The sequence below is a fragment of the Dongia rigui genome (assembly GCF_034044635.1).
Taxonomy (GTDB): domain Bacteria; phylum Pseudomonadota; class Alphaproteobacteria; order Dongiales; family Dongiaceae; genus Dongia; species Dongia rigui.
Genome location: NZ_JAXCLX010000001.1, coordinates 2,284,203 through 2,305,943 on the forward strand (window position 1 = coordinate 2,284,203; position 21,741 = coordinate 2,305,943).

Here is a 21,741-nt window from a genome sequence, read left to right on the forward strand (position 1 = left end):
AAACTCGTGGATCCCCGGGCCAAGCCCGGGGATGACGATGGTGAAGAGCGTGCCACATGGTCGACCTTACTCAGTCACTTCCATGTCCATGATGGACTGCGAACCGATCTGGGTGCCACGGATCTGGGCCGGGAGCTTCAGGCGCTCCTTGTTGTAGCCGATGTTCTGCACCGGCTGGTAGATCGGGGCAAAGGGGAACTGCGACAGGACGTATTCGTGATACGCCTTGAAGTTGGCGACGCGCTCCTCGACGGTCTTCGATTCCGTCATCGCCTTCTTGTTCAGCTCCTCGGCCTTCGGATCGTTGAACATCGAGATGTTCGGGTAGCCGAGACGCTGGCCGCTGAAGAACCAGTCGATGATGTCGGCATTGTTCCAGTTATAGGAACGCACCGCCAGCTGATGCTCGTTCTTCTTGTACTGGTCCTTGATGGCGCTGGAATCGAAGACGGTGATCTCGGCATCCATGCCGACCGCCTTCAGCTGCGCCTGCACGGCCTCGGTCAGGCGCTTGAATTCGCTGTCGGACTGGGTCCACAGCTTGACCTTCAAGGGCTTGCCGTCCTTCTGGCGGATGCCGCCATCGCCCAGCTTCCAGCCGGCTTCGTCGAACAGCTTGGCCGAGCGCGCCGGGTCATAGGAGATCTCGAACTTGGGATCGACCTTCGATTCCGGCAGCGCGCTGATCAGGAAGTTATGCGCCTCGGAGCCGACACCGCCATAGATGTTGGCGAGGATTTCCTTCTGGTTGATGGCGAACGCCGTCGCTTCGCGCACCTTGATATCGTCGAACGGCGCGCTGGTGACGTTGATCGGCATGTAGGCGACGTCGAGGCCCGGCAAGGTGAGGACGCCCACATTTGGCTCCTTCTTCAGCTCGCCGATGAAATCGGTCGGCACGCCGAGCAGCAGGTCGACACCGCCGGTCTTCAATTCCAGGAACGCGGTCGATTCTTCCGGGATCTCACGGAAGGTGATCTTTTCGATCTTGGCCGGACCCTTGTTCTCCGAGAGGTCGGAGCCCCAATTGTAATCGTCATTGCGGACCAGCACGGTTTCCTGGCCGACGGCGAAGCTTTCCAGCTTGTAGGGACCGGTGCCGATCGCCTGTGTCACGCCGAAATTGTCACCGAGATCCTTATAGGCCTTGGGGGCCGGAATGCCCATGAAGGTGCTGGAGAGGTTGAAGAGAAGATTGGGTTCCGGATGCTTCATGACGAATTTGGCGGTCAGGTCGTCGACCGCTTCGACCTTCTCGATCGCATCGACCATGTATTGGTTGTCGGTGCCGATATAGGTCTGGACCCAGTCGGCGACGGCCTGCGCGTTGAAGGGCTCACCGTCATGGAATTTGACGCCTTTTTTCAGGTGGAAGACCCATTGCATGCCGTCGGGCGCCTCTTCCCACGAGGCGGCGAGACTGGGATGGAAGCTCTGATCCGCATCCTGCACGACCAATGTGTCGTAGATCAGCCCGGTCGCCGCATTCAGCATGCTGGCCTTAACCGGGTTGTAGGTGGGGGCGCCCACTTCATTGGTGTTGAAGACGAAGGTCGCTTCCTGCGACCAAGCCATGCCGGAAGCGCCAAAAGTGGCGCCGGCAAGCGTCATCAGCGCGGTGCTGCTGACCAGAAATGCCTTGCGTAACTGGTGTTTCACGTAAGCCTCCGTTTATGTCGTTTTGGGTCGTGGTTGCTTGTGGTCTGGTAGAATCTGTGAGCTTGCCGCTACGCGGTTGCCGGGCCGGATGAATCGCCGACATAGCCGATGAAGCGGCTGTAAAGCGCCGAGACTTCATTCATGCGTGTCTCGACCGATGGGCCGAGCTCGTTGAAGATGCTGTTGATGAAGAGCGAGATCAGGCTGGCGACCGGCGCGGTCGCATCCCAGAACTGATTGATGTCGGTCGGCACGACGAACATCTCGTCGACCAGATCGCGGCCCCAGTCGCAATAGGCGTCGGTGAAGAGGGTCGTGGGGATGCCGGCGCGCTTGGCTTCGCTGGCCAGCACCTTGGCAAGGCGCGAATAGCGCCGCCCTTCGATGAGGATGAGGCCTGATTTCTTCACATCGCCCAGCAGCAATTCGGAGAAATTGCCGCCGGCAAGATCGAGCAATTGCACGCCGGGGCGCAGATATTGCAGCTGGTTGACCAGATATTGCGCCAGGCCCCGTTCGGTCTGGAAGCCGGCCACATGGATATGCGGCAGGCGCGCCAGGCGCTTCACGGCACGCTTCCATTCCTTGGAATGGGCCAGCTCGTAATTGCTGACCAAGGCGGCGATTTCCATCTCCAGCCCGCGCGCCAACTCGTCATCGCCCTTGCGGCTGCGTTCGCGGTAATCCTTCAGCCGATCGCCGATCAGCCAGGGCTTGTCGCCGATATCGCCTTGGAGATCGGCCTTCAGTTCCTTTAGATGCTTGTAGCCGATCGTGCGACAGAAGCGGCCGACCGAGGGCTCTGAAACGCCAACTTTTTCAGCAAGTGTCGCCGCATTCTCGAACGGCAGGCCGTTAAGATTGGCCAGCATGTAGCTGGCGATGGCCTTCTCGGTCTTGGTGGCGCCATCGAGGCACGCGCTCAACCGCTCGCGCACAGATTTGCGGCTCGCTTCAGCCATATGCCCAGCCCGTCGTTTCTTGGCCCTGTTGCCGTCCGGAAGCCTTGCGCGCGTCGCTGTCTATCGCTGGCTCCTCGTTGCATCCATTTCGCTAGTTTTCTTGCAAACTGTCAATAGTGATTGTTTTCTATCAAATGTGGATGGCGCGGAAAGCCGGAGTGCCGGCGCTTGCGGGCGGGCCCTGTCGTCATTACAAAACGGGCATGGCCGATTGCATCGAGGACGCGTGCAGCTCGTGAATTTCCAAAACATACTGACTGTCGCAACGCTGAAGGCTTGGACCTTGCGCGCCTGGCCTTGGGCTCTGCTGCTGGCGGCCGCGATCGGCTTTGGCGCCTATGGGCGCTACGGCCTCATCCAATCGACGCCGATCGGCCTCATGTGCCAAAGCGCCGACCCGGCTTGGTATTGCGGCCCGCGCCATCTGCTGTGGCAGATCGGCGATGTTGGCGGCTGGTCCTGGGCCGCGATGCTGGGCGGGTTCGCCGCCCTGTTCTTTGGCTGGCGGGTGGCAATCGTCGTCGCCATCGTGGCGGGGGGCGCCGGCCTCTCGCTCTATAATTCCGGCCCGGCCGCCTTCGGCCTGCTCCTTGCCCTTATGCGGCTGGTACGACGCTGAGACTGCGCGCTGGCCGGCGCCAGGCGCCGGCGATGGAAAGCGCCAGCATCAGCAGCAATGCGCAGAAGCTCAAGGCTTGCCAGTTGAGCGGCCCTTCATACCAGGCGATGAAACCGGCACAGCCCATATAGACCAGCGACAGGACCCGCTCCTCGCGGCCGTCGATCACGGGGGCGAGCAGCCTGCCGGCACGCGCCTGCAGCAGCAGGAAGGCAAAGGCCGGTATCGCATAGGTGGCAAGCGGGAAGCCGCGATAGCGGCTGTCGAAGGCAAGGCCCAGCGCAATGGTGCCGGCCCCCAGCAGCACGATGAGCCGCAGCAGGGCCCCCATCGGCAGCGGCCGCGTGTCGAGGGCGATAAGCCAGCGTGCAGCACTGGCCAGTGGCGCCGTCGCGAAATCGAGGTTCCGCCGCAGACCCAGGATCAGCACCAGCGCCGATTGCACCAGCAGCAAGGCCTCCACCGCCAGGTCCGCCGTCGTCACATAGATGAGATGCGCCCGCTCGGCCTGTAGCGTCATCAGCGTGCCACCAACGAGCGCTGCAAACGAGAGGGCGAGGGCTTCGCGCCAATCATCGGCGCGTGGCCGGGCGATGCCAAGCGCGCCCAGGCCCAGCGCCAGGCTGATCGCGGCCAGCATCGGCCAGTCGGGATGGTTGCTGACCGGCTTGAACCAGTCGAACTTGGCATGGCGGTTGCCATCGAACAGGCCCCAATAGCCACCGACGGCGCCTTCCTGCGCGCGCTTCCACGGCTGGTCGAAGGCTTCGATGAAATTGTAATCGAGATCATGGGCCTTGGCGTAGACGAGGAAGTCGCGCAAATACCGCGCCTGGTCGACGATGGAGGGGATGGCGTCTTCGCGCGCGCGCCCAGCCGAGGGCCAGCCGGTTTCGCCGATCATCAGCTTCTTGCCGGGATAAAGGCGCTGCATCTCGCCAAGTGCAAATTCAAGATGCGGCACGGTCATGGTCGACGGTGCCGGATCATCCTCCCAGTAAGGGAGAATATGGATGGTCATGAAATCGACCGCATCGACCAGGACCCGCGGCGCCTTCTGCCAGAAGCCCCAGACATCGGCATAAGTGACGGGCAGTCCCGTCGCCTGCTTGACGCGCGTCACGAGTGCGGCCAGCGTCTCGCCGCTCTGCTCGCCGCGCAGCAGGACCTCGTTGCCGACGATGATCGCCTTGATCGCCTTCGGGTGTGCCTTGGCCAGCGCGATCGCGCGCGTGATCTGCGGCTCATAGATGGCGGCTTCGGCGCCGATCCAGATGCCGAGCAGCACCTGCATGCCGCGTTCCTCGGCCAGCGGAACGGTGGCATCAAGGCCCTGATCCGTCGCGTAGATGCGCACGCAATCGGTGATGGGCTTCAACTGGTCGAGGTCTTCGGCAATCTGCTCGGGCGGAATGACCAGGCTGCGGTCATAGGGCGTCTGGTCGCCACGAAAGGGCGTGTAGCTGACGCAATGGAGCTTCGGTTCGGGGGCCGGCGGCAGCTCGACGGGTCGGCCGAGAAAGGCCCAGAAGCCGATGACGCCAAGGATGGCGGGCAGCAGCGGCCCCGCCCATTTCATCAGCATCTACGCAGCCTTCTTGGTCTCTGGGCTGGTTTCGACCGGCGCATCCTTGCCGCTCGCCACAGCCAGCGCATTGATGAGCGAGGTCTCCGGTCCGTCGCTGCGCTGGCCCAGGCGCAGCGCGTTGATCATCGAGAGCAGCAGCGCCGAAAAGAATGGCAGCGACTGCACGAAGAGGAGGATCGCCCACAGCACCGCAGCGGGTTCAATGCTGCGCGCTTCCAGCGTCCACAGGCCGGCGCCGACCAGCGCCAGGAAGATCGCCGTTTCCTCGCGCGCCGCAACGAGGCCGCGCAGCGCCGCCGGTGCATTCTCCATCTTCGGCGTGCGGTGGAACGGCAGGTTCGAGGTGAAGATGCCGCGCCAGACGGCTTTGCCGACGGCGTAAGAGAGGGCGAGGCCGGCGAGGCTCGCACCGATATTGTCCCAAATGCTGCACGGCACCTTCTGGGCATAAAGCCAGAACGACTTGCCGACCTTGAAGGCGAACATGCCGATGGTGACGAAGAGATAGACGGTGAGCGGCGGGGCGATGTATTGCGGCCAGACGATCATGCCAACCGTCCACACCAAAGCAAGCGCGATGAACGAGATCTGCAGGCCATCGGCGATCCAGGGCAGCCAACCGGCCAGGAACTGATAGCGCTGCGCCGGCTCCAGGCGCTTGCCCATGAAGGGCAGCAGGTCGCGCCAATGGCTTTTCAGGATCTGCATGGCGCCATAGGCCCAGCGATAGCGCTGCTTCCTGAACGCGTCGAAGCTGTCCGGCATCAGGCCACGGCCATAGCTCTTCTCGGTATAGACCGCCTTGTGGCCGGCTTCGAACAGGCGCAGGCCCAGTTCCGCATCCTCGGTGATGCACCATTCCGCCCAGCCGCCGGCTTGCGTCAGCGCCGAGCGGCGGATCAATGCCATGGTGCCGTGCTGGATGATGGCGTTCTTCTCGTCGCGGCTCTTCATGCCCAGATAGAAGAAGCCGGCATATTCCCAGAAGCACATGCGCTTGAAGAGGTCTTCATGCCCGTCGCGGTAATCCTGCGGCGCCTGCACCAAGGCCACTTGGCTGTTGGTGAAATGCGGCACGAGATCCGAGAGCCACCGCGCCCGCACGATGTAATCGCTGTCGATGGTGGCAATGATCTCGGCTTCCGGATGGGTTTCGGTCAGCGCGTAGTTAAGCGCACCCGCCTTAAAGCCCGGCCATTTCGGCAGATGGAAGAAGCGGAAATTCGGCCGGTTGAGGGATTTAATATACGCCTCGACCGGCTGCCAGACCGCGTCATCCTTGGTGTTGTTGTCGATGATGAGGACTTCGAAATTCGGATAATCCAACCGCTCCAGCGCCTGGATCGTCTCGATCATCATGTCGGGCGGCTCGTTATAGCACGGCACATGGACCGACACCTTGGGCAGCTTCCATGATGCATGGATGGGCGGCGGCACCAGGCTGCGCTTTGACTGTCCCAGCCACAGATTGACCGCCATCTCCAACCCTTCGATGAGGAAGATGGTGAGCAGCAGCAGCACGGCCGGCGCCACCGCCACCATGGCGATGACGTCATAAAGCGTCAGGTAAAGCTGGCTGTATTGCGCATAGATGAGGACGGCGGTGATGACGCCGCCATATCCCAGCATGGCGACGAAGAAGCGCCCGCGCCGTTTCATCCCCAGTTCGGTGCGCATCAGGAATAGCACGAAGGGCAGGCCGATCACGACCGAGGCGATGGCGAAGGCCGGCCAATTGGCAAAGTTGATGAGGTTGCCTTGGAGCGCGGGCTTTGGCTGCCGGTCGGCATTCCACAGGCCCCAATAGGCGCCGACGCCGCCTTCGACCGCGATCTTCCACGGCTGATCGAACGCTTCGATCACGTTGTAATCGATGTCCGCTTTCTTGGCCTCGACCAGGAAGCGGCGAAGGAACAGACCCTGGTTGATCGGTGAGGCGACGGCGCCGCCCTTGTCCTGGTATTCCGGACCTTCTTCAGGCAGCGTCGAGCGCGTCAGGCCTTCGCTGGGCCAGCCCACTTCGGCGATGAGGATGCGCTTGTCGGGATATTTCTTGGCAACCGCGTAATAGCGATCGAGGGTCCATTTCAGCGCCTGGTCGATATTGATGCCGTTCCAGAAGGGCAGGATGTGGATGGCGATGTAATCGACCTCGTTGACAAGGTCCGGATTCTCTAGCCACAGGTCGAACGGCTCGGCGGTCGAGACCGGCAGCTCGCTCTCCGCCTTCACGCGCCGGATGTAGCCGATGAGTTCGGCCTTCGCCTCTTCTTCCTTGTCGCGGTGCCGGTGGATGAATTCGTTGCCGACGATCAGCTGGTTGACGCTGCCGACATTGTGCGCGATCTCGACGAGACGGGCGATCTCCTCCTCATTGACCTTCTTATCGGCATCGATCCAGGCGCCGGCCGTGACGTTGAGGCCCATCTCGGCGGCGATTTCGGGAATGCGGGCGGAGATGCCGCTTGTCTCATAGGTGCGCACCGAACGCGTGAGGCCGGCCACCAGCTGCAGATCCTCGCGGATCTCCTCGATGGTCGGCTCGCGCTTGGCCAGCGATGTCGGATCCTGGCGCCAGGCCGAATAGGAGACGCCGCGCAGATCACCCTGGAAGGGATCGCTCTCCACCGTCGGGTTCAGGACGAACCAGGCAGCGGCGACCATGGCCGCCAGAGCAAGGCCGATAAGCCAGTTACTGAAACGCATCTCAATCCCGAACCCGAATGCCCGCCCGAACAGGACCGGCATGAGCGCCTGTCCCGCGCTGCCGACCGTTTCGAGGCGTGGCTTGTTGCAATTTAACCGCGCGGTCCCTCCCAATCATCCCGGCCCGCCCGGTTACTGCGATGCAAAATCGCCATTTTTCGGCGCTTTTGCAAGGGCAGACCAAAGGGGCCGGCTCAACATCGCGTGAAGGATGCGATGACCGCCCAGGGACGTCGATGAGGTCGATGAGACAGCCGAGCGGTCCTTATTAACCAAACCCAGCGGCGGTTAGTTCCGCTGCCTTAGGCGGTAACGGGGCGTTGCAGCAGCACCTCACCCCAATTCCTTGAACCGTTCCATGCCCTGCACCAAAGCGGCGCGGGTCCCCGGTTCCATGGCGGAATGGCCGGCATCGGGGATGATCTGGTAGCGCGCTTCCGGCCACAGGCGGGAAAGGTCGTCGGCCGAGCGGATCGGGCAGACCAGGTCATAGCGGCCTTGCACGATGAAGGCCGGAATCTTGCGGATGCGGCCGATATTCTCGATCAGGAAGTTTTCGGGCAGGAAGATGCTGTTGGCGAAGTAATGTGCCTCCATCCGCGCCAATCCTAAGGCCAGGTTGTCGCCGGAAAAGGCCTGAATCGTCTCGGGGCTGGGCAGCAGGGTCGAACAGCTGCCCTCGTAAAGGCTCCAGGCACGCGCCGCCGGCAAGTGCACCTTGGGGTCGCTGTGCATCAGGCGCTTATGATAGGCGCCGAGCAGATCGTGCCGCTCATTCTCGGGGATGTAGCCGGAAAAGGCGCGCCAGGCCTCGGGCGCCAGCTCCTTGAGGCCAGAGAGAAACCAGTCGATTTCCGATTTCCGGGCGAGGAAAATACCGCGTAAGCCCAGGCCCCTGACCCGGTCCGGGTGGAATTCGGCATAGGCCAGCGCCAGGGTCGAGCCCCACGAGCCGCCGAAGACGAACCAGGTCTCGATGGAGAGATGCCGGCGCAGCCGCTCCATGTCGTCGATGAGGAGCGGGGTGGTGTTGTCCTTGATCTCGCCCAAGGGCGTCGAGCGGCCACTGCCGCGCTGGTCGAAAATCACGATCCGATAATGTTTCGGGTCGAAAAAGCGCCGATGGCTGGCATTGGCCCCGGCACCGGGGCCACCATGCAGGAACACGACGGGCGCGCCATCGGGGTTGCCGCTTTCCTCGAAATACATGGTGTGGACATCGTCGAGCGGCAGTTCGCCGGTGCGAAACGGCGCGATATCGGGGTAGAGATCCTTTTGCGGCATCTTCCGGCGAATCCTCGGGAGAAACGGTCCCGGCCCTTATAGCACGAGCCCGCCGGCCGCCAATCCGACAGGAACCAATCGCCGAGATGTGATGTTGCTTGGCCGGATCGTGCCGAAAAAAGTGGCTCGGGGGCCTTGCGGCGGCGCTATGATCCGGCAAAACGATAGATTCGGTCCCAAAGTTCGGTTTCGGAGCCTTCCATGCGCCTCAAACATTCCTTTGCCGTCCTGCTGCTTGCCGGTACCTCGCTGGTGCTCACCGGCTGCATGCAGGCCACCAGCCCAGCCACGGGCCGGACCTTTTCGACCAGCGTTACCGAGGCACAGGAAAACCAGATCGGTGCCGAGGAGCACCCCAAGATCCTTGCCGAATTCGGCGGCGCCTATCAGGAGATCCCGGCGCTCAACACCTATGTCGACAGCGTCGGCCAGTTCGTGGCGGCGACGGCCGAGCGGCAGGACGTCAAATACACGTTCACGGTCTTGAACTCGCCCGACATCAATGCTTTCGCCTTGCCCGGCGGCTATGTCTATGTAACGCGCGGCCTGCTGGGCCTTGCCGTCAATGAGGCGGAGATGGCCGGCGTCCTCGGCCACGAGATCGGCCATGTGAATGCCCGCCACACTGCCGAACGCATGGGCCAGCAGCAGAAGGCCCAGATCGGCGTGTTGGCCGGCGTGTTGCTCGGCACGCTTCTGGGCGGCGAGCAGGGCGGGCAACTGGGTGGCCAGCTCGGCACCGAAGCGGCGCAGAACTATCTCGGCAGCTATTCTCAGGATCAGGAATTCGAGGCCGACACCCTGGGCGTCCGTTACCTCAAGCGCGCCACTTATGACCCGCAGGCGATGGCGACCTTCCTCGCCGCCCTCAATGCCGATACCCATCTTGAAGCCAAGCTTGCCGGCAATGAAGCGGCGGCAGATGCCTACAGCATGAAGCAGAGCCATCCGCGCACGGCCGACCGCGTGCAGCGGGCGATTGATGCAGCGGGGCCAGCGACGCCCGGCGACACGATGCTGGCACGCAACGAGTTCCTCACCAAGATCAACGGCATCCTCTGGGGCGACGACCCCAATGACGGTGTCGTCAAGGGCCGCGAATTCATTCACCCGTCCTTGCGCTTCACCTTCACCGCCCCGCCGGGCTTCAAGCTTTCGAATCAGCCGAGCCAGGTCCTGGGCAAGGGCGACAACAGCGTCATGATCTTCGACATGGCGCCCTCAGGCACCGGCGATCTTGCGACCTATGTTCAGAGACAATGGAACCCCAAGGCCAAGGTCAGCGATGTCCAACGCATCAATGTCAACGGCATGGAAGGGGCAACCGGCATCGCCCAAGGCTCGGTCAGTAACACGCCGGCGACCTTCCGCCTGGTAGCGGTCCGCTTCCCGGACAATCACGTCTATCGTTTCCTGTTCGCTGCTCCCAACAACAGCTTTGGAGGCGCCGATGCCGGCTTCGGCACGACGGTCAATTCCTTCCGCCAGCTCGCTGCCAATGAAGCGACCGGCTATAAGCCGATGCGCATCCGCCTTGTCGAGGTGAAGCAAGGCGACACCATCGACAGCCTCGCCGCCCGCATGGTGGTACCTGAGGCCAAGACCGAATGGTTCAAGGTCATCAACCGCCTCGACCAGGGCCAGCCGCTGCAGGCCGGGCAATTGGTGAAGATCGTCAGTTACTGAGGCCCGCAACTGAGATAGATTCACGCGCATGGCGCGTGTGTCAGATAACCAGGCCCTCAGATTCCCGATCTGGCTTGTCCTCGCCGCGACGTTCGGCGGGCTGGCGGCGCTCGCTGTGGCGTTGGTGGCGATCGCCATCAATATCCGCGCCTACGACAACACCTACGACTTGCTCAATCTCTTCGCCGACCGCGAGATCACCAATCTCGAAAAAGCATTGCGTTCGGAACTCGATCCGGCCCTGGAACAAGTGCGCTACCTCTCCGACCTCATTGCGACCGGTCGGGTGACGGCCGGCGACAACCAGCGCATCGCCGATCTGCTGATGGGGTCGCTCGCCGCGTCGCCGCAGCTCACCGCCGTCACCTTCATTCGCGAGGACCTCACGGTCATAACCGCCGCGCGCCAACTCGAAGGACGTCTTTATGCCAGCCAGGTGATGAGCGGGGTGGCAACACCGCGCTTCCGCATGGCCCTCAATCGCGGTTCTGTGGCCAGCGAGCCGATTTGGGACCAACCGATATTTCTGCCCCAACTGGAAAAGCCGGTCATGTCGGCCCTGGCCCCGGCGCGCTACAAGCGCAAAGTGGTCGGTGTCTTCGCTGCCGTGGTGTCGCTCCCCGCGATATCCGAGAATCTCAAGGACCGCGCGGGCCCGCAGGCCACACCCTTCGTGATCGGTACGAATGGCGCCGTCTTTTCGCACCGCGAACTGTTCACCGGCGATTTTCACCTCAGCGAGAAACGTCCCCTGCCGCGGTTCAACGAGATCAACGACCCGGTCCTTGCCCAATACGACCCGAGCAAGGCCGTCAGGGTGACCCCGCCCGAACGCTCGTCCTTCCAGGAGCAGGAAGTCCGGGTCGGTGACAGCAAATTTTTTCTCATCTTCAAGGAAATACCGAACCTTCTCAACCAGCCGCTCACCGTCGGCGTCTATTTCCGCTCGACGCTGGTGGAAGGCGTCATCGACCAGCTGCTGCGCACGCTTTACTGGGCGGGCATCGTCATCGTCATCGCCATTGTCCTGGCGATGGCGCTGGGTCGGCGCATCGGCCATCCCATTCGCGAACTCGCCGACGCGACACGGCACCTCGCCGAACTGGATTTCGCCGGTGCCGCATCGCTGACACGCAGCCGCTTCCGTGAGATCGACATTGCCAACAACGCCTATAACAGCATGCGCAACGGATTGGGCTGGTTCTCGACCTATGTGCCGGGTTCGCTGGTGCCGCATCTGATGAGGCCAGAAGGCAGCGCCATGCTGGCCTCGCGTGAGGTGCCGGTTACCGTGATGTTCACCGATATCATCGGCTTTTCCGGCATCGCGCAGCGTTTGAGCCCGCGCCGCCTGGCTGCGTTCTTGAACCGGCACTTCACTCTGCTCGGCAGCCATATCGTGGCCGAGGGCGGCTCGATCGACAAATATATCGGCGATTCCATCATGGCGTTCTGGGGCGCCCCGGAAGCGCAGGAAGATCACGCGCTGCGGGCGGTCCATGCCGCCCAGCGCATCGCGGCGCGCCTCGATGCCGACAACGCCCGGCGCGCGCGCAAAGGCCTCGCACCGGTCCGCATCCGCATCGGCATCCACAGCGGCACGGTCATCGCCGGCAATATCGGTGCCCCCGGCCGCATCAACTACACGCTGGTCGGCGATGCGGTGAACATCGCCCAGCGCCTCGAACAATTCGGCAAGCAGGTCGATGACGGCAAGCGCTCGGCCCTCATCAGCATCAGCGCCGACACGGCCAAATTACTGACGCCCGAGACGCAACTGACCGCCCTCGGTCACGAAGTCCTCCCCGGCCGCCGCGACGAGACCGAGATCTACCGGCTGGGCTAGGGTGGCTTAAGGCCAGGCCACTTCCGGCGGCAGCGACATCAGGATCGCTTCGGTGTTGCCGCCGGTCTTCAGGCCGAATGTCGTGCCGCGGTCATAGAGCAAGTTGAATTCCACATAGCGGCCACGGCGCACCAACTGCTGTTGCCGCTCTTCCGGCGTCCAGCTCTGCGCCATGTTCCGCCGCACGATCTCGGGATAGATATCGCGGAAGGCCTTGCCCACGTCCTGCGTGAAGGCGAAATCGCGGCCCCAATCGCCGGTATTGAGCTGGTCATAGAAAATGCCGCCCAATCCCCTGGGTTCGTTCCGATGCGGCAGGAAGAAGTACTCGTCGCACCATTTCTTGAAGCGCGGATAATAGCTGGCATCGGTGGCATCGCAGGCGCGCTGCAGGGCGCCGTGGAAAAGGGTCGCGTCGCCCCCGTGATTCTCCGGGAACATCGGCGTGAGATCGGCGCCACCGCCGAACCAGGCTTTCGACGTCACGATGAGGCGCGTGTTCATATGGACCGCCGGCACATGGGGCGAGCGCATATGCGCCACCAGGCTGATGCCGCTCGCCCAGAATTCGCCGGTATCGCCGGTACCTGGAATCTGCTGGCGGAATTCCGGCGAGAACTGGCCGAACACGGTCGAGATGTTGACGCCCACCTTCTCGAAGAGGCGCCCCTTCATCACCGACATCGTGCCGCCGCCACCACCCTCGCGTTCCCAGATATTGCGCTCGAAGCGCCCGGCCTGTTTGCCCGCCGGCAGATTGGGATGCGACGAGAACGCGTCCTCCAAGGCTTCGAAACTGGTGCAGATGTCGTCGCGCAGGGTCTGGAACCAGCGGCGTGCCTGCTCCTGATAATCGCTGGGGAAGGTCGCTGGCGTGCTGTAGGGGATCATGAAAGACTCGAAAATCCGGTTTGGCGAAGGGCTTCGGCGGCCACCACCGCGGCGGCGACGGCGACATTGAGCGATCTCATGCCAGCGCGCAACGGAATGACCAGGCGATGATCGGCCGCTTCATGCACCGCATCGGGCACGCCACTCGATTCGCGCCCGACCATGATGCTGTCCTGCGCGCGGAAGCTGAAGGTGTGATAGGGCTCGGCCGCCTTGGTCGAGAGCAGCAGCAGTCGCCCGGCGCAGGCCGCATTTTCCTGGCGCCACAGCTGGTAGGCGGCCCAGGAATTGTGGCGCAACAGATCGACCGACTCTAGGTAATCCATCCCAGCGCGCTTCATGCGGCGGTCGTCGAAAATGAAGCCGCAGGGGAAAATCACGTCGACACTGAGGTTCCAGCAGGCGCAGAGGCGCAAAAGCGTGCCGGTATTCTGCGGAATGTCCGGCTCAAATAGGACCAAACGCATGATTTCGTTGTGCTTTCAGTGAACCAAGGGGTGTGGGCGCAAAGCTGCCCAACCTTGCAAATCAAACGGAATTGTTTATACCCTTGGCCTGGTTAAGGGGGAATGCCCGGACGGTGACGTCCGCGGCCGGGATGGAACAGCTGGGCGTCGCTCCGTGCGGCGTTCTGTCGCGTCCAAGGCTTGCGGCCGGTTTCTGGTGACATGGTATAACCCCCGGGATTTTTTGGGTATTCGAGGCCTGTCTGCGTTCCCAGAGCTACCCAAGCAGGTGGTGATAGGCGCGGGCGGGTTTCTCTTGCCGGAGGGACAAGGAATATGGCGGATCACGCGCAATCGCCCAATGGGGGGCATGCCACGGAAGGCACGCGGCGCGACTTTCTCTTTTTGACCGCAGCATCGGTGACCGCCTTTGGCGCGGCCTCCGCGGTGTGGCCGTTCGTGAGCTCCATGAACCCGTCGAAGGACGTGTTGGCGCTCTCCTCCATCGAGGTCGATGTCGGCCAGGTGGCCGAAGGTCAGGCGATCACGGTGAAGTGGCGTGGCAAGCCGGTCTTCATCCGCCATCGCACGGCGGCCGAGATCGAGCAGGCCAAGAAGGACGACTCGGTCGAGATGAAGGATCCGCAGCCCGACGAGAAGCGGGCCATCAAGCCGGAATACCTCGTCCTGGTCGGCGTCTGCACCCATCTCGGCTGCGTGCCGCTGGGGCAGAAGGATTCCGAGCCGAAGGGTGAGTTCGGCGGCTGGTACTGCCCCTGCCACGGTTCGCAATACGATACCTCAGGCCGTATCCGCAAAGGCCCGGCGCCGCTCAATCTGGAGGTTCCGACCTACCAGTATGCCGGCGATACCGTCGTGAAGATCGGTTAAGGGGAGCGGGATAGCATGAGCGCCAATTTCAAGAACCCGGTCATCCGCTGGATCGACCATCGCCTGCCGGTCTTCACCTTCCTGCACCACGAAGCCAACGAATATCCGACCCCGAAGAACCTCAGCTACTGGTGGAACTTCGGCAGCCTCGCCGGATTCATGCTGGTCGTCATGATGGCCTCGGGCATTTTCCTCGCCATGCAGTACACGCCGCATGTCGACATGGCCTTCAATTCGGTCGAGCGCATCATGCGCGACGTGAATTACGGCTGGCTGATCCGCTACATCCACATGAACGGCGCGTCGATGTTTTTCGTCGTCGTCTATGTGCACATGTTCCGCGGCCTCTATTTCGGATCCTACAAGGCGCCGCGCGAATTGCTGTGGCAGATTGGTGTCGTCATCCTGCTCTTGATGATGGCGACCGCCTTCATGGGCTACGTGCTGCCCTGGGGCCAGATGAGCTTCTGGGGTGCCACCGTCATCACCAACTTGTTCTCGGCGCTGCCTGTCGTCGGCAAGCATATCGTGACGCTGCTCTGGGGTGGTTTCTCGGTCGATAACCCGACCCTCAACCGCTTCTTTGCCCTCCATTACCTGCTGCCCTTCGTGCTGCTGGGCGTGGTGGTGCTGCACGTTGTGGCGCTGCATCGCTTCGGCTCCAACAACCCGATCGGCATCGACACCAAGGGCCCGCAGGACAGCATCCCCTTCCACCCCTATTACACGGTGAAGGATCTGTTCGGCCTCGGCGTCTTCATGATCTTCTATTCGTACTGGGTCTTCTACGCCCCGGTGACGCTGGGCGATCCGGTGAACTTCGTGCCCGCCAACCCGCTCTCGACGCCGGAACACATCGTCCCCGAATGGTACTTCCTGCCGTTCTACGCGATCCTGCGCTCGATTCCGGACAAGCTCCTCGGCGTCATCGCGATGTTCGCCTCGATCCTGGTGCTCCTCGTTCTCCCCTGGCTCGACCGCTCGCCGGTCCGCTCGGGTCGCTATCGTCCGGTGTTCAAGTGGTTCTTCTGGATGCTGGCGTTCGATTGCGCGATCCTCACCATCTGCGGCAAGAATCCGCCGGATTGGCTCTGGTCGCCGCTGTCGTTCTCGATCGCGCCGGATACCGGCCAGTTCGGCATCAGCATCATCGCCATGGGTCAGCTCGCCACCACCTACTACTTCGGCTACTTCCTGGTGATCCTGCCGCTCCTCTCGATCTTCGAGAAGGCGCTGCCGGTTCCGCTTTCGATTTCCCGCCCGGTGCTGGGTGGCGGCGGCTCGCATGCTGCCATCGCCTCGGCCCCAGCCAAGACGATGGAGAAGCTCTGATGGGCGTCGGTCAATTCATCCTCAGACTCGCCACCGTTGCCGTCGCTGGTGTCGCCGTCCTCTTCGTCGCCGCTGCACCCAAGCATGGGGTGCATGTGGAAAAGGAAGAATGGTCGTTCCAGGGCTTCTTCGGGAAGTTCGACCAGGCCCAGCTCCATCGCGGCTTCCAGGTCTATAAGGAAGTCTGCTCGGCCTGCCATTCGATGAACCTGCTCTCCTATCGCAATCTGCAGGAGATCGGCTTCTCCGAAGCGCAGGTGAAGGAAATCGCCGCCAGCGTCACCGTCATGGACGGCCCGAACGATGCCGGCGAGATGTTCGAGCGCCCGGGCAAGCCGTCCGACCACTTCCACGCGCCGTTCCCCAATGAACAGGCAGCGCGTGCCTCGAACAACGGTGCTCTGCCGCCGGACTTCTCGCTCATCGCCCGCAGCCGTGCCGGTGCCGGTTTCGGTGCCTATGAAGGTGCCGACTACATCCACGGTGTCCTCGTCGGCTATCGCGAGCCGACAGCCGAAGAAAAGGCCAAGATGCCGGAAGGCATGTATTTCAACGAAGGCTTCAACGGCCATCACATCGCCATGCCGCCGCCCCTCTCGGATGGCGCCGTGACGTATGAGGACGGGACCCAGGCCACGCTCGACCAGATGTCGCGCGACGTCGCTGTGTTCCTCACCTGGGCCGGCGAGCCGAACTACGAGAACCGCATTCGCACGGGTTTGAAGGCGATGCTGTTCCTCGTTGCCTTCACGCTCATCGCTTATGCTGCCAAGCGGAAGATCTGGGCCAACATCCACTGATCTCTCGCTTCCAGGCTGAAGTTGAAGCCGCCGCATCGGAAATCCGGTGCGGCGGTTTTCTTTTTCTGTCGCCCCCATGACAGATGCGGGCGCTGACAAAATTCCTGTCAGCGTTTACCGAAGGCCCGAAACACGTTACACAGGTAAAGACGAATCGCCTGCCACCCCAGATAGGGCCATCCAACACAGGGCCATAGGTATTGTGGATGCAAGAGGATGCGAGATCGCCATTGCCAGTCCCGACGCCCGCTGCGCCCTTCAACGCGGGGACCCATGCCGTTACCGGCATCGATCATGTGATCGTCGGTGTCCGCGATCTGGAAGCCGCTGCGGCGCGGTGGACAAAGCTCGGCTTCCACCTTACCCCGCGCGGCCGGCATATCGGCTGGGGCACCGGCAATTACTGCATCATGTTCGCTGGCGACTACATCGAACTCCTCGGCATCATCGATCCCCAGCAATTCACCAATAATCTCGAACAGTTCGTAAAGACCCGCGAAGGGTTGCTGGGCCTCGCCTTCGCCGGCCGTGACGAGGCTGAATGCGCCCGGGAACTGCGCGCTGCGAACCTGCCCTTTGAGGGGCCAAAGGTCCTCAAACGCGAGCTGGAACTGCCGGAAGGCACGGTCTTGCCCGAATTCGGTCTGATCATGCTGCCGCCGGCCGTGACCCCGGGCCTGTCCGCCTTCGTCACCGTGCACAAGACGCCGGAATTGCTTCGCCAGCCGGAATGGCTGCGCCACGCTAACCGCGCGACCGGCCTCGTTTCCATGACAGTGGTCGTCGACGATCCCGTCGATACGGCGTTTGGCTGGCTGCCCGTCTTCGGCCCCAACCGCATCTCGACCGCCAATCTCGTGACGGTGATCGACACCGGCCATGGCGCCATCCGCTTCACCACCAAGGCGGGCCTCGCCCAGCTTTACCCGGCGCTGGTGCCCTTGCCGGAATACCCCACGCCCTGGATTGCCGCGTTGAAGATCTCGGTCGCCGACAAGGCGCGTTGCCGCGACCATCTGCACTTTGCCAACATCCTTGCCTTCAAGACCGGCAAGGGCTGCATCGTGCCCCCTGAGGAAGCCAACGGCGTTATCATCGAATTCGTCCAGGAATAACCATGACAGCCACCACGCAGGAGAGCGACGCGCTCTACCACGACCCGCGCCTTGCCGATTTCTACGATCTCGACAACGGTTGGTATGACGACACCCGCACCTGTCTGAAATTGTCGGAAGGCGCCGCGAGCGTCCTCGATCTCGGCTGCGGGACGGGGCTGCTCGCCAGTGCTATCGCGAAAGAGTTTGCCATCGCCCAAAGCGGTGCGCGTGTCACCGGCGTAGATCCGGCGCCGGCGATGCTCGACATCGCGCGCCGCCGCGATGGCGGGACCGCCGTCACCTGGGTCGAAGGCGATGGCCGCAGCGTGCGCTTGAACGAACGCTTCGATTTCATCCTGATGACCGGTCACGCTTTCCAATGCCTGCTGACCGATGCCGATCAGCTGGCCTTGCTCAAGACCATCGCCGCGCATCTCACGCCCACCGGCCGCTTCATCTTCGACAGCCGCAACCCCAAGGGCCGCGAATGGCTGGAATGGAACCCCAAGGCATCGCATCGCTTCGTGACGCATCCCAAACACGGACAGGTCGAATCCTGGAACGACTATACCTATGACGAGCCGACGGGCGTCGTGACCTATGGCACTTACTATCGCCTCGGCAACGGCGATCTCCTCGCCGCCAAATCGAAGATCCGTTTCGGTAGCCAGGAAAACCTCGCGCGGCTGATCGCAGAAGCCGGCCTCGCTGTCGACCGCTGGATGGGCGATTGGCTGGGCGCCGATTACACGCCGGCCTCGAAAGAGATCATACCATTGGGCCGTCTAGCCTAGGCGAAGCCCCCTCACCCCGACCCTCTCCCCGCAAGCGGGGCGAGGGGCTTGTGGCAAGGGCTCGCCCTAAACTCCCTCTCCCCACGAAGTGGGGAGAGGGTCGGGGTGAGGGGTGCTTCGATTAGAGGGTGCGCCGCCTATCAATGCCCCTTGATCGCGCGGCGCAGGCGTTTGACGCCGAGCCAGACGGCGCCGAGCACGATGGGGACGGCGAGTGCTGCCAGCCATTTATGGGCGTGGGAATCCTCTGACGGGAACAGGCCCTCGGTCACGACTTTCAGCAGGCCAATGAGGTAATAGCTGATGGCAAAGACCGAGAGGCCCTCGACCGCCTCCTGAATGCGAAGCTGCGTGCGGCTGCGGCTTTCCATGTCGGAAAGAAGGGCCGCGTTCTGCGCCTGCAGATTCACATCGACGCGCGTGCGCAGCATGTCGCTCGCCCGGTCGATGCCGGTCTCCAGCTGATCGAGGCGGCGCAGGAAGGCATCGCAGGTCCGCATCGCCGGGGTGAAGCGCCGGTCGAGGAAGCTGGAAAGCCGCGACAGGCCATCGACCCGGCCCTCGCGGATATCGCTCAAACGCCGCATCACCAGCTCGGCATAGGCAGCACCAGCCGAAAGTCGATAGCGCGTCGCCGTCCCGAGGCTCGCTGTTTCGGCGGCGAGCTGTGTCAGCGCATCCAGCAATTGCCGGTCGCCGGCATCGCCCTGCGCTTCGGACGTCGCGGTGCGCTCGATCAAGGCCTTCAACCGGGATTCGAGATCGGTGAGGGTCGGGTTGGCGCGCCGGGTCAGGGCGAGACTCATGAGGGCCATCAGCCGATAGGTTTCGATCTCCAGCAGGCGCTGCACCATGCGCCCGGCGCGGCCGGGGGTGAGGGTCCGGTTGATCAGCAGCATGCGGCCCAGGCCGGAGCCGTCGAGGCGGAAATCGGTCCAGACCTCGGCCGATTTCTCGCCGACGCTGGAAGCGACCGCATCGCCGGACGGAAACAATGCTGCCACCGTCTCAGCCGTCTGCTGCAACCCCGGCCCGGCCCGAAACTCCAGCAGCAAAGCCGCCACCACCTGCCCCGGGCATTGCGAGGCCAAGGTCTGCGCGTCGGCCGGCAGCGCGGCCCAGGTGAGGTTCTCGGCCTTGATGTCGGGGCGCGGCATGACCAGCGTGTAGCTGGTGAATTCGGTGTGCAGCTCCCATTTCAGCTGCGTCTCGCCGCGGGGCAGGATGCCATAGCGGCTGGCCGGGTCCGGGGCCGGTGCCCCATGATGCTGGGCCAGATCGGCAATGAAGCGCAAATCCGCCTGGCCCGTGGCATCGCCGGGTGCGCGCAGGCTTGCCAGATGCAGCACCAAGGCCGGGCCGTCGATGCGCAAGGGGGGCCTTGCATGCACTTCGTCATTGAGCTCGCGGCGCAATGGGTGCTCAGCGAACATGTGTCACGACTCTCCCGCTCGTCATCATCTGCGGCAGAGAGCTTAGCAGGTTCGCGCTGGGTTGGCGCTTGTCTCGATGCGGCGCGCTCTAGCGCGCGCGCGTTTCCTTGATCTCGGCGGTGACGGCGACATGGCGCACATTGCCGCTGACATTGGCCCCGGCATCCTTGCTGAGGCCCAGGAAGAACAGGCTGGAAATCATGACGATGCCACCGATGAAAAGATAGGCAGGCTGGAAATCGCTGGCCTGCAGCGCGGCTCCACCCCGCTGCATCAGCGTGAGGTGGAGCGCGAGGGCCGCCGTCCCAGCACCGATGCTCAAGGACAGCTGCTGCATCATGGCGGAAAAGGTCGAGGCGCTGCTCATGGCCCCCTCGGTGACATCGGAATAGGAAAGGGCGTTGATGCCGGTGAATTGCAGCGAGCGGATGAAGCCGCCGGCCAGCAGCATCATGAAAATGACCATATGCGGCATGGCGGGTGTGAACAGCGCATAGGTCATCATGATGGCGCCGCAGAGCAGCGCGTTGACGATCAGGACGCGGCGAAAGCCGAAGGCCTTCAAAAGGAATTGCGTCGCCCCCTTCATCACCAGGGCACCGGCGGCGCTGGCAAAGGTGAGGAGGCCCGAGGCGAAGGCGGAAAGCCCGAAGCCCAGCTGCAGCATGAGGGGCAACAGTACCGGCAGGGCGCCGATGCCGATCCTGAACACGCTGCCGCCCAGCACGGCGCGGCGGAAGGTGGCAATCCCCATCAGCTTCAGATCGACGATCGGTGCCACCATCTTGCGCGACCGTGCCCAATAGATGAGGAGGGCGATGAGGCCGAAGCCGGCGGTCGCCCCCAGGGTCCAACCGGGCATCCAATTTGGCAGAGGAAAGCGCCCCATCGCTTCGAAGGCAAAGACCAGCGAGGCGAGGCCCAATCCGGTGAGCGCAAAGCCCACACCGTCGAGCTTGGGCGGGGCCGGCGCCTTGATGGGCGGGATATAGATGATGCTGAGGATAATACCGATGAGCGCCACGGGAATATTGAGCAGGAAGATCCAGCGCCAGGAGGAATAGGTGACGATGAAACCGCCGATCGGCGGTCCCAGCACCGGCCCCAGCAAAGCGGGTATGGTGAGGTAGGTGAGTGCCTTGATGAGCTCGCCCTTCGGCACCGCGCGCAGGATGACGAGCCGCCCGACCGGCACCATCATGGCGCCCCCGAAACCCTGGCAGATGCGCGCGATCACCAGCCCGAACAGCGAATCCGCTGCAGCACAGGCCAGCGACCCGGCCAGGAAAATGGCGATGGCACTGCTGAACACACGCCGCGCGCCGAACCGGTCCGCCATCCACCCGCTCAAGGGGATGAAGATGGAAAGGCTCAGCAGATAGGACGTGATGGCGAGATTGACCTTGAGCGGCTCGGCACCGATCTCGCGCGCAATCTGCGGCAGCGCCGTCGCGATGATCGTGGTGTCCAGATTCTCCATGAACAGAGCGGCGGCCACAATGAGGGCCAGGGTGCGATAGGAAGCAGTTCTGATGGGCATTTGGCGGGCAAACCGGCTGGGTCAGCGGGGGTGCCCATGAAGATAGTCTGAGCGCACCAGTGGGACTATGCCCGATCCAAGGATGCAGCCATGCGCCGATGAGCGGGAACCGGAAAAGATTTCGGCGCAGGGTTTTGCGCGTGCGGCGTGAACCCCCTCTCCCCCAC

The 21,741-nt window shown here is 62.9% G+C and carries 17 protein-coding genes; 8 read left to right on the forward strand and 9 right to left on the reverse strand.

Annotation, left to right across the window (positions count from 1 at the left end; genetic code table 11):
• Positions 1-66: 66 nt before the first annotated feature.
• Both SMD31_RS10630 and SMD31_RS10635 read right to left on the reverse strand, forming a co-directional pair.
• Positions 67-1,659, reverse strand: a complete 1,593-nt coding sequence (locus tag SMD31_RS10630; protein ID WP_320500805.1) for an ABC transporter substrate-binding protein — start codon at positions 1,657-1,659, stop codon at positions 67-69.
• A 68-nt stretch (positions 1,660-1,727) separates the two neighbouring features.
• Positions 1,728-2,621 carry a MurR/RpiR family transcriptional regulator gene (locus tag SMD31_RS10635; protein WP_320500806.1) on the reverse strand — a complete coding sequence of 298 codons (894 nt, stop codon included), beginning with the start codon at positions 2,619-2,621 and terminating at the stop codon, positions 1,728-1,730.
• A gap of 235 nt (positions 2,622-2,856) precedes the next feature.
• Here SMD31_RS10635 and SMD31_RS10640 point away from each other — a divergent pair, with 235 nt between their 5' ends.
• Positions 2,857-3,240 (forward strand): hypothetical protein, encoded by a 384-nt coding sequence (locus tag SMD31_RS10640; RefSeq protein ID WP_320500807.1) that lies wholly within the window; start codon positions 2,857-2,859, stop codon positions 3,238-3,240.
• On the opposite strand, the gene SMD31_RS10645 is transcribed toward SMD31_RS10640, so the two are convergent.
• The 3 genes from SMD31_RS10645 to pip form a co-directional block, all read right to left on the reverse strand.
• Positions 3,218-4,825: a glycoside hydrolase family 17 protein gene (locus SMD31_RS10645; protein WP_320500808.1), complete on the reverse strand. Its 1,608-nt coding sequence runs from the start codon at positions 4,823-4,825 to the stop codon at positions 3,218-3,220. The genes SMD31_RS10640 and SMD31_RS10645 overlap by 23 nt on opposite strands.
• Positions 4,826-7,534 carry a glycosyltransferase gene (locus tag SMD31_RS10650; protein WP_320500809.1) on the reverse strand — a complete coding sequence of 903 codons (2,709 nt, stop codon included), beginning with the start codon at positions 7,532-7,534 and terminating at the stop codon, positions 4,826-4,828.
• A gap of 333 nt (positions 7,535-7,867) precedes the next feature.
• Positions 7,868-8,818: a prolyl aminopeptidase gene (gene pip / locus SMD31_RS10655; protein WP_320500810.1), complete on the reverse strand. Its 951-nt coding sequence runs from the start codon at positions 8,816-8,818 to the stop codon at positions 7,868-7,870.
• A 201-nt stretch (positions 8,819-9,019) separates the two neighbouring features.
• Between pip and SMD31_RS10660 the strand changes: the two genes are divergently transcribed.
• Both SMD31_RS10660 and SMD31_RS10665 read left to right on the forward strand, forming a co-directional pair.
• Positions 9,020-10,504, forward strand: coding sequence for a M48 family metalloprotease (locus tag SMD31_RS10660; RefSeq protein WP_320500811.1), 1,485 nt, complete (start codon positions 9,020-9,022; stop codon positions 10,502-10,504).
• A gap of 28 nt (positions 10,505-10,532) precedes the next feature.
• Entirely contained in the window at positions 10,533-12,350 is a 1,818-nt protein-coding gene (locus SMD31_RS10665) for an adenylate/guanylate cyclase domain-containing protein (RefSeq protein WP_320500812.1), read from the forward strand.
• 6 nt (positions 12,351-12,356) lie between these two features.
• Here SMD31_RS10665 and hemF read toward each other — a convergent pair whose 3' ends face one another.
• Together hemF and SMD31_RS10675 are read right to left on the reverse strand one after the other, a co-directional pair.
• Positions 12,357-13,241 (reverse strand): oxygen-dependent coproporphyrinogen oxidase, encoded by an 885-nt coding sequence (gene hemF, locus SMD31_RS10670; protein ID WP_320500813.1) that lies wholly within the window; start codon positions 13,239-13,241, stop codon positions 12,357-12,359.
• Positions 13,238-13,708, reverse strand: coding sequence for a tRNA (cytidine(34)-2'-O)-methyltransferase (locus SMD31_RS10675; protein ID WP_320500814.1), 471 nt, complete (start codon positions 13,706-13,708; stop codon positions 13,238-13,240). The genes hemF and SMD31_RS10675 overlap by 4 nt, the downstream gene beginning before the upstream one ends.
• A 315-nt stretch (positions 13,709-14,023) precedes the next feature.
• On the opposite strand from SMD31_RS10675, the gene petA reads away from it, so the two are divergent.
• The 5 genes from petA (at position 14,024) to SMD31_RS10700 (ending at position 18,601) form a co-directional block, all read left to right on the forward strand.
• On the forward strand, positions 14,024-14,578 hold the full coding sequence (gene petA / locus SMD31_RS10680) for a ubiquinol-cytochrome c reductase iron-sulfur subunit (RefSeq protein ID WP_320500816.1): 555 nt from the start codon (positions 14,024-14,026) through the stop codon (positions 14,576-14,578).
• A 15-nt stretch (positions 14,579-14,593) separates the two neighbouring features.
• Positions 14,594-15,910, forward strand: coding sequence for a cytochrome b (locus SMD31_RS10685; protein WP_320500818.1), 1,317 nt, complete (start codon positions 14,594-14,596; stop codon positions 15,908-15,910).
• Positions 15,910-16,710 carry a cytochrome c1 gene (locus SMD31_RS10690; RefSeq protein WP_320500819.1) on the forward strand — a complete coding sequence of 267 codons (801 nt, stop codon included), beginning with the start codon at positions 15,910-15,912 and terminating at the stop codon, positions 16,708-16,710. The genes SMD31_RS10685 and SMD31_RS10690 overlap by 1 nt, the downstream gene beginning before the upstream one ends.
• Before the next feature lie 230 nt (positions 16,711-16,940).
• Positions 16,941-17,825 (forward strand): VOC family protein, encoded by an 885-nt coding sequence (locus tag SMD31_RS10695; RefSeq protein ID WP_320500820.1) that lies wholly within the window; start codon positions 16,941-16,943, stop codon positions 17,823-17,825.
• Positions 17,826-17,827: 2 nt separating this feature from the next.
• Entirely contained in the window at positions 17,828-18,601 is a 774-nt protein-coding gene (locus SMD31_RS10700) for a class I SAM-dependent methyltransferase (RefSeq protein WP_320500821.1), read from the forward strand.
• A 140-nt stretch (positions 18,602-18,741) separates the two neighbouring features.
• Here SMD31_RS10700 and SMD31_RS10705 read toward each other — a convergent pair whose 3' ends face one another.
• Both SMD31_RS10705 and SMD31_RS10710 read right to left on the reverse strand, forming a co-directional pair.
• Positions 18,742-20,034 (reverse strand): DUF3422 family protein, encoded by a 1,293-nt coding sequence (locus SMD31_RS10705; RefSeq protein WP_320500822.1) that lies wholly within the window; start codon positions 20,032-20,034, stop codon positions 18,742-18,744.
• A gap of 88 nt (positions 20,035-20,122) precedes the next feature.
• Positions 20,123-21,574 (reverse strand): MFS transporter, encoded by a 1,452-nt coding sequence (locus SMD31_RS10710; RefSeq protein WP_320500823.1) that lies wholly within the window; start codon positions 21,572-21,574, stop codon positions 20,123-20,125.
• Between the last annotated feature and the right edge of the window lie 167 nt (positions 21,575-21,741).

Excerpts from the sequence above, each read along its gene's own strand:
- SMD31_RS10685 (WP_320500818.1), top strand. The coding sequence starts at position 14,594 with ATGAGCGCCAATTTCAAGAACCCGGTCATCCGCTGGATCGACCATCGC.
- SMD31_RS10710 (WP_320500823.1), bottom strand. The coding sequence starts at position 21,574 with ATGCCCATCAGAACTGCTTCCTATCGCACCCTGGCCCTCATTGTGGCC.
- SMD31_RS10700 (WP_320500821.1), top strand. The coding sequence starts at position 17,828 with ATGACAGCCACCACGCAGGAGAGCGACGCGCTCTACCACGACCCGCGC.
- SMD31_RS10705 (WP_320500822.1), bottom strand. The coding sequence starts at position 20,034 with ATGTTCGCTGAGCACCCATTGCGCCGCGAGCTCAATGACGAAGTGCAT.
- SMD31_RS10660 (WP_320500811.1), top strand. The coding sequence starts at position 9,020 with ATGCGCCTCAAACATTCCTTTGCCGTCCTGCTGCTTGCCGGTACCTCG.
- SMD31_RS10650 (WP_320500809.1), bottom strand. The coding sequence starts at position 7,534 with ATGCGTTTCAGTAACTGGCTTATCGGCCTTGCTCTGGCGGCCATGGTC.
- SMD31_RS10645 (WP_320500808.1), bottom strand. The coding sequence starts at position 4,825 with ATGCTGATGAAATGGGCGGGGCCGCTGCTGCCCGCCATCCTTGGCGTC.
- hemF (WP_320500813.1), bottom strand. The coding sequence starts at position 13,241 with ATGATCCCCTACAGCACGCCAGCGACCTTCCCCAGCGATTATCAGGAG.
- SMD31_RS10675 (WP_320500814.1), bottom strand. The coding sequence starts at position 13,708 with ATGCGTTTGGTCCTATTTGAGCCGGACATTCCGCAGAATACCGGCACG.
- SMD31_RS10690 (WP_320500819.1), top strand. The coding sequence starts at position 15,910 with ATGGGCGTCGGTCAATTCATCCTCAGACTCGCCACCGTTGCCGTCGCT.
- pip (WP_320500810.1), bottom strand. The coding sequence starts at position 8,818 with ATGCCGCAAAAGGATCTCTACCCCGATATCGCGCCGTTTCGCACCGGC.
- petA (WP_320500816.1), top strand. The coding sequence starts at position 14,024 with ATGGCGGATCACGCGCAATCGCCCAATGGGGGGCATGCCACGGAAGGC.
- SMD31_RS10665 (WP_320500812.1), top strand. The coding sequence starts at position 10,533 with ATGGCGCGTGTGTCAGATAACCAGGCCCTCAGATTCCCGATCTGGCTT.
- SMD31_RS10635 (WP_320500806.1), bottom strand. The coding sequence starts at position 2,621 with ATGGCTGAAGCGAGCCGCAAATCTGTGCGCGAGCGGTTGAGCGCGTGC.